This window comes from Streptomyces sp. rh34 (assembly GCF_002551245.1).
Lineage (GTDB): Bacteria > Actinomycetota > Actinomycetes > Streptomycetales > Streptomycetaceae > Streptomyces.
This window is the reverse complement of sequence record NZ_NTGZ01000330.1, coordinates 1-7388: the sequence shown is the minus strand read 5'-3', so window position 1 is coordinate 7388 and position 7388 is coordinate 1. Positions and strand designations below refer to the sequence as shown.

Annotated in this window: 7 protein-coding genes; all 7 read right to left on the bottom strand. The window is 69.0% G+C overall.

Annotated elements, in window-relative coordinates; all coding sequences use genetic code 11:
* The coding region (locus tag CR470_RS34230; protein WP_143663935.1) for an NADH-quinone oxidoreductase subunit G at positions 1-1617 on the bottom strand (1617 nt) is incomplete at its 3' end.
* Positions 1614-2996: an NADH-quinone oxidoreductase subunit NuoF gene (gene nuoF, locus CR470_RS34225; protein WP_179892466.1), complete on the bottom strand. Its 1383-nt coding sequence runs from the start codon at positions 2994-2996 to the stop codon at positions 1614-1616. The genes nuoF and CR470_RS34230, both read right to left, overlap by 4 nt.
* Positions 2993-3832 carry an NADH-quinone oxidoreductase subunit NuoE gene (gene nuoE / locus CR470_RS34220; RefSeq protein ID WP_097871325.1) on the bottom strand — a complete coding sequence of 280 codons (840 nt, stop codon included), beginning with the start codon at positions 3830-3832 and terminating at the stop codon, positions 2993-2995. Before nuoE ends, nuoF begins: the two co-directional genes overlap by 4 nt.
* Positions 3833-3861: 29 nt before the next feature.
* A complete protein-coding gene (locus CR470_RS34215) occupies positions 3862-5184 on the bottom strand; it encodes an NADH-quinone oxidoreductase subunit D (protein WP_097871324.1) in 1323 nt (440 codons plus the stop codon).
* Entirely contained in the window at positions 5184-5912 is a 729-nt protein-coding gene (locus tag CR470_RS34210) for an NADH-quinone oxidoreductase subunit C (protein ID WP_097871323.1), read from the bottom strand. Before CR470_RS34210 ends, CR470_RS34215 begins: the two co-directional genes overlap by 1 nt.
* Complete coding sequence (locus CR470_RS34205) at positions 5909-6463, bottom strand: NuoB/complex I 20 kDa subunit family protein (RefSeq protein ID WP_018490715.1); 555 nt, start codon at positions 6461-6463, stop codon at positions 5909-5911. Before CR470_RS34205 ends, CR470_RS34210 begins: the two co-directional genes overlap by 4 nt.
* A gap of 18 nt (positions 6464-6481) precedes the next feature.
* The gene (locus CR470_RS34200; RefSeq protein ID WP_003967084.1) at positions 6482-6841 is read right to left on the bottom strand and encodes an NADH-quinone oxidoreductase subunit A; all 360 of its coding nucleotides are present in this window, start codon (positions 6839-6841) and stop codon (positions 6482-6484) included.
* Between the last annotated feature and the right edge of the window lie 547 nt (positions 6842-7388).

Here is a 7388-nt window from a genome sequence, read left to right as displayed (position 1 = left end):
GCCATCAGAGATGTGTATAAGAGACAGCGCCTCCACCGCGCCCCGGTCGCCGGCCCGGCGCGGGATCCACACCAGGCGTGCGCCGGTGGCGGTGGCGGTGCGGACGGCGGCGGACAGTGCGCCGGGCACTCCGGCGAGCCGCTCACCGACGATGATCAGGGAGTGCTCGGCGCGGAGCGCCTCGGCGGCGGCGGCCCCTTCGGCCTCCAGGCCGACGCCGCCCGCGAGCGCGTCCAGCCACTCGGTCTCGGTACCGGGGGCGGCGGGCAGCAGGGTGCCGCCCGCCTTCACCAGGCCCCGGGTGGCGTGCGAGGCGAGCGCGAAGGTCTTCTGGCCGCTCTTGCGATGGGCCTTGCGCAGCCGCAGGAAGACGCCGGGCGCCTCCTCCTCGGACTCGAAGCCGACGAGCAGGACCGCCGGGGCCTTCTCCAGCGCGGTGTACGTGACTCCCTCGCCGTCCAGGTCCCGGCCGCGTCCGGCGACCCGGGCGGCCAGGAAGTCCGCCTCCTCGGCGCTGTGGACCCGGGAGCGGAAGTCGACGTCGTTGGTGTCGAGGGCGACCCGGGCGAACTTGCTGTAGGCGTAGGCGTCCTCGACGGTCAGCCGGCCGCCGGTCAGGACGCCGGTACGGCCGCGGGCGGCGAGGAGCCCGGCCGCCGCGGCCTCCAGCGCCTCGGGCCAGCTCGCCGGTTCCAGGACGCCCTCGGCGTTGCGGACCAGCGGGGTGGTGAGCCGGTCGCGCTGCTGGGCGTAGCGGAAGCCGAACCGCCCCTTGTCGCAGAGCCACTCCTCGTTGACCTCGGGCTCGTTGGCCGCGAGGCGGCGCATGACCTTGCCGCGACGGTGGTCGGTCCGGGTCGAGCAGCCGCCCGCGCACTGCTCGCACACCGAGGGGGTGGAGACCAGGTCGAAGGGGCGGGAGCGGAAGCGGTACGCCGCCGAGGTCAGCGCGCCGACCGGGCAGATCTGGATGGTGTTGCCGGAGAAGTACGACTCGAAGGGGTCGCCCACCCCGGTGCCGACCTGCTGGAGCGCACCGCGCTCGATCAGTTCGATCATCGGGTCGCCCGCCACCTGGTTGGAGAACCGGGTGCAGCGCGCGCAGAGCACGCACCGCTCGCGGTCCAGCAGCACCTGGGTGGAGATCGGGACGGGCTTCTCGAAGGTCCGCTTCTTGCCCTCGAAGCGGGAGTCGGCGCCGCCGTGCGACATCGCCTGGTTCTGGAGCGGGCACTCGCCGCCCTTGTCGCAGACGGGGCAGTCCAGCGGATGGTTGATCAGCAGCAGCTCCATCACGCCCTTCTGCGCCTTGTCGGCGACAGGAGAGGTGATCTGCGACTTGACGACCATGCCGTCGGTGCAGGTGATGGTGCAGGAGGCCATCGGCTTGCGCTGGCCCTCGACCTCGACGATGCACTGGCGGCAGGCGCCGGCGGGGTCGAGGAGCGGATGGTCGCAGAAGCGCGGGATCTCGATGCCGAGAAGTTCGGCGGCGCGGATGACCAGCGTTCCCTTGGGGACACTGATCTCGATGCCGTCGATGGTCAGCGTGACCAGGTCCTCGGGCGGCACTGCCGCCTCGCCGCCCCCGGAGGGCGCACTCGTGGTGACTGTCATGCGTTCACCCCCCGGTGAGCGTTCTTGCCGTCGGTGTTCTTGTCGTCGGCCCAGGCCGTGGACCGGGCGGGATCGAAGGGGCAGCCCTGGCCCGTGATGTGCTGCTCGTACTCCTCGCGGAAGTACTTCAGCGAGGAGAAGATCGGCGAGGCGGCGCCGTCGCCGAGCGCGCAGAACGACTTGCCGTTGATGTTGTCGGCGATGTCGTTGAGCTTGTCGAGGTCGGCCATCTCGCCCCGGCCCGCCTCGATGTCGCGGAGCAACTGGACCAGCCAGTAGGTGCCTTCCCGGCACGGGGTGCACTTGCCGCAGGACTCGTGGGCGTAGAACTCGGTCCAGCGGGTGACGGCCCGCACGACGCAGGTCGTCTCGTCGAAGCACTGGAGCGCCTTGGTGCCGAGCATGGACCCGGCGGCGCCGACGCCCTCGTAGTCGAGGGGGACGTCGAGGTGCTCCTCGGTGAACATCGGGGTGGAGGAGCCGCCCGGGGTCCAGAACTTCAGGCGATGACCGGCCCGGATGCCGCCGCTCATGTCGAGGAGCTGGCGCAGCGTGATGCCGAGCGGGGCCTCGTACTGGCCGGGGCTGGTGACATGGCCGCTGAGCGAGTAGAGCGTGAAGCCCGGGGACTTCTCGCTGCCCATCGACTTGAACCAGTCCTTGCCCTTGTTCAGGATCGCGGGAACCGAGGCGATGGACTCGACGTTGTTCACCACAGTGGGGCAGGCGTACAGACCGGCGACCGCGGGGAAGGGGGGTCGAAGCCGGGGCTGGCCACGCCGTCCTTCGAGAGAGTCGAGCAGCGCGGTTTCCTCACCACAGATGTACGCGCCGGCGCCCGCGTGCACCGTGAGTTCCAGATCGAGTCCTGAACCCAGGATGTTCGTCCCCAGATAGCCCGCCTCGTACGCCTCTCGTACGGCCTCGTGCAGCCGTCGCAGCACGGGGACGACCTCACCGCGCAGATAGATGAACGCGTGCGACGAACGGATCGCGTAACAGGCGATCACCATGCCCTCGATGAGGCTGTGCGGGTTCGCGAAGAGGAGCGGGATGTCCTTGCAGGTCCCCGGCTCCGACTCGTCGGCGTTGACCACCAGATAGTGCGGTTTGCCGTCCCCCTGTGGGATGAACTGCCATTTCATCCCGGTGGGGAAGCCCGCGCCGCCGCGTCCGCGCAGACCGGAGTCCTTGACGTACGCGATGAGGTCGTCGGGCGTCATGGCCAGCGCCTTGCGCAGCCCTTCGTAGCCCTCGTGACGGCGGTAGGTGTCCAGGGTCCAGGATTCTGGCTGGTCCCAGAAGGCGGAGAGGACCGGTGCGAGCAGCTTCTCGGGGCTCGTCCCGTTGTGGTCGATCTCGGCGGCCAAGGTCATCACTCCCCCTCCTCGGCTGCGGGCCCGGCCGGGTGCTCCGGGTCGGAGGCCGAGGTCTGCTGCGGTGCGTCGTGCGAGCTGAGGTGCTCGGACGGCGAAGGGTCGTGCGGCTGCGCGTCCTGGGGCTGCGCGTCCTGGGGCTGTCCGACGCGCGGGGAGACCACGCGCGCCTGCGGGAGCGCCTCGCCCTTGGCCAGCTTCAGCCCGACCAGGGAGGCGGGGCCCGCGCCGCCGGTCGCTTCGACGGCGCCGGGCCGCTCGTCGGGGAAGCCGGCCAGGATGCGGGCCGTCTCCTTGTACGAGCAGATCGGCGCGCCGCGGGTCGGCTCGACGGTCCGGCCGGCGATCAGGTCGTCGACGAGTTGCGTGGCGCTCTGGGGCGTCTGGTTGTCGAAGAACTCCCAGTTGACCATCACGACGGGCGCGAAGTCGCAGGCGGCGTTGCACTCGATGTGTTCGAGCGTGACCTTGCCGTCCTCGGTGGTCTCGTTGTTGCCGACGTTGAGGTGCTCCTTGAGCGTGTCGAAGATGGCGTCGCCGCCCATGACCGCGCACAGGGTGTTGGTGCAGACGCCGACCTGGTAGTCGCCGCTCGGCCTGCGCCGGTACATGGAGTAGAACGTCGCGACGGCGGTGACCTCGGCGGTGGTGAGGTCGAGCGTCTCGGCGCAGAAGGCCATGCCCGTACGGGAGACGTATCCCTCCTCGGACTGCACGAGGTGCAGCAGCGGCAGGAGGGCGGAGCGGCTGCCGGGGTAGCGGGCGAGCACCTCCTTCGCGTCCGCGTCCAGCCGGGCGCGCACCTCGGCCGGGTAGGGGGTGGCGGGGAGCTGCGGCATCCCCAGACTGACGTCTTGGCGTGATGTGGTCACCGGTCGACGCCTCCCATCACGGGGTCGATGGACGCGACGGCGACGATGACGTCGGCGACCTGGCCGCCTTCGCACATCGCCGCCATGGCCTGCAGGTTGGTGAAGGACGGGTCGCGGAAGTGGACCCGGTAGGGGCGGGTGCCGCCGTCGGAGACGACGTGCACGCCGAGTTCGCCCTTGGGGGACTCGACGGCGGTGTACGTCTGTCCGGCCGGGACCCGGAAGCCCTCGGTCACCAGCTTGAAGTGGTGGATCAGGGCTTCCATGGAGGTGCCCATGATGTTCCGGATGTGGTCGAGCGAGTTGCCGAGACCGTCGGGGCCCATGGCGAGCTGGGCGGGCCAGGCGATCTTCTTGTCGGCGACCATGACCGGCCCCGGCTCCAGGCGGTCGATGCACTGCTCGATGATGCGCAGCGACTGGCGCATCTCCTCCAGGCGGATGAGGAAGCGTCCGTAGGAGTCGCAGGTGTCGGCGGTCGGGACCTCGAAGTCGTAGGTCTCGTAGCCGCAGTAGGGGTCGCTCTTGCGCAGGTCGTGCGGGAGTCCGGCGGAGCGCAGCACCGGGCCGGTGGCGCCGAGCGCCATGCAGCCGGTGAGGTCGAGGTAGCCGACGTCCTTCATCCGGGCCTTGAAGATGGGGTTGCCGGTGGCGAGCTTGTCGTACTCCGGCAGGTTCTTCTTCATGGTCTTGATGAACTCGCGCAGCTGGTCGACCGCGCCCGGGGGCAGGTCCTGGGCGAGGCCGCCGGGGCGGACGAACGCGTGGTTCATCCGCAGTCCGGTGAACAGCTCGAAGAGGTCGAGAACCAGTTCACGATCGCGGAAGCCGTAGATCATGATCGTGGTCGCGCCCAGCTCCATGCCGCCGGTGGCGATGCACACCAGGTGCGAGGCGAGCCGGTTGAGCTCCATCAGCAGGACGCGCAGGACGGTGGCCCGGTCGGGGATCTGGTCCTCGATGCCGAGGAGCTTCTCGACGCCCAGGCAGTACGCCGTCTCGTTGAAGAACGGCGTCAGGTAGTCCATCCGCGTGACGTAGGTGGTGCCCTGCGTCCAGTTGCGGAATTCGAGGTTCTTCTCGATGCCGGTGTGGAGGTAGCCGATGCCGCAGCGGGCCTCGGTGACGGTCTCGCCGTCGATCTCCAGGATGAGGCGCAGCACGCCGTGCGTGGACGGGTGCTGGGGGCCCATGTTGACGATGATGCGCTCGTCGTCGGACTTCACCGCGGATTCGACGACCTCGTCCCAGTCGCCGCCGGTGACTGTATATACAGTCCCCTCGGTCGTGGCACGGGGTGTCGCGTGGGGAGTGGTCATCAGGAGTACGACCTCCGCTGGTCCGGAGCCGGGATCTGGGCGCCCTTGTACTCGACGGCGATGCCGCCGAGGGGGTAGTCCTTGCGCTGCGGGAAGCCCTGCCAGTCGTCCGGCATCATGATCCGGGTCAGGGCCGGGTGCCCGTCGAAGACGAGCCCGAAGAAGTCGTAGGCCTCGCGCTCGTGCCAGTCGTTGGTCGGGTAGATCTCGACGAGCGACGGGATGTGCGGGTCGCTGTCCGGGGCGGACACCTCCAGCCGGATCAGCCGGCCGTGGGTGAGGGAGCGCAGGTGGTAGACGGCGTGCAGCTCGCGGCCCTTGTCGCCCAGGAAGTGGACGCCGCTCACGCCCGTACAGAGTTCGAAGCGCAGGGCGGGGTCGTCGCGCAGGGTGCGGGCGACCTGGACCAGGTGCTCGCGGGCGATGTGGAAGGTCAGCTCGTCGCGGTCGACGACCGTCTTCTCGATGGCGTGGGAGGGGAGCAGGTCCTGTTCCTCCAGGGCCCCTTCGAGCTCGTCGGCCACCTCGTCGAACCAGCCGCCGTACGGCCGGGAGGCGGCTCCCGGCAGGGTGACGGTGCGGACGAGGCCGCCGTAGCCGGAGGTGTCGCCGCCGTTGTTCGCGCCGAACATGCCCTTGCGGACGCGGATGACCTCGCCGCCGGTGTCGCGCGGGGCGGGTACGGCGTCGCCGTTCCGCTCGCCGTTCGCGTCGGAGTTCTCGGTCACCGCAGCAGCCCCTTCATCTCGATCAGGGGCAGTGCCTTGAGGGCCGCTTCCTCCGCCTCGCGGGCGGCCTCCTCCGCGTTGACCCCGAGTTTGCCGTCCTGGATCTTCTGGTGGAGCTTGAGGATGGCGTCCAGCAGCATCTCGGGGCGCGGCGGACAACCCGGCAAATAGATATCGACCGGGACAATGTGATCAACACCCTGCACAATGGCGTAATTGTTGAACATCCCACCCGATGACGCGCAAACTCCCATGGAGATGACCCACTTGGGATTCGGCATCTGGTCGTAGACCTGCCGCAGGACGGGCGCCATCTTCTGACTCACCCGTCCCGCGACGATCATCAGGTCAGCCTGTCGCGGCGATCCGCGGAAGACCTCCATCCCGAACCGGGCCAGGTCGTAGCGGCCCGCGCCGGTCGTCATCATCTCGATGGCGCAGCAGGCGAGTCCGAACGTGGCCGGGAAGACGGACGACTTCCGCACCCAGCCCGCGGCCTGCTCGACCGTGGTCAGAACGAAGCCGCTCGGCAGTTTCTCTTCGAGTCCCATGGTGTGCCCCTCAGCCCCTCAGTCCCATTCCAGGCCGCCCCGACGCCATACATACGCATAGGCGACGAAGACGGTGAGCACGAAGAGCAGCATCTCCACGAGCCCGAAGATCCCCAGGGCGTCGAAGGAGACCGCCCAGGGATAGAGGAAGACGATCTCGATGTCGAAGACGATGAAAAGCATCGCCGTCAGGTAGTACTTGATCGGGAAGCGGCCGCCTCCGGCGGGAGTCGGGGTGGGTTCGATACCGCACTCGTACGCTTCGAGCTTTGCCCGGTTGTACCGCTTGGGGCCGATAAGCGTGGCCATGACCACGGAGAAGATCGCAAACCCTGCCCCGAGGGCGCCGAGCACGAGGATGGGCGCGTAGGCATTCACGCTCCTCGCTCCTTCCAGTCGTCCTTGACCTGTGGACCGCATCGGGCGACCGGCTCGCCACCTCACCAAGATCGTGCACATGTGAGGCAGTTCACAAGCCCGACTGCCCCGCATCCTATGCCCGCCCCCCTGTGATCTGCGACACGGGGTACGACAACGGCTTTGTGATCTCCACCACCTGACGAAGGATCATGAAGTCGTATCAGCGGTGATCTTCGTACGCGAAGCGGCCGAGTGATCACGAGACGTGACATTCGCTGGCGTTACCGCTGGTCAGAGGCGTGCCGCGCTATCAATGGACAGCCCGTACAAGCAAATTGGCGATGGACCGCCATGAGGTGATAGGAGCGTCGGCCGAGGTCGCCGGCCACCCCGACGAGGGGCGGCGAGGACCGATGGGGACATGTGCCCGCATTCACGAACTTCCGGATCGAGCACCGGAGGCCGCCCGTCCGCCACCCCCACCCGTCCACCCGTCCGCCACCCGTCCGCCGGCCCACCGGCCCGCCCGCCGCCCCGGCCGCCCGCCCGGCACGCGAGCGGAGCC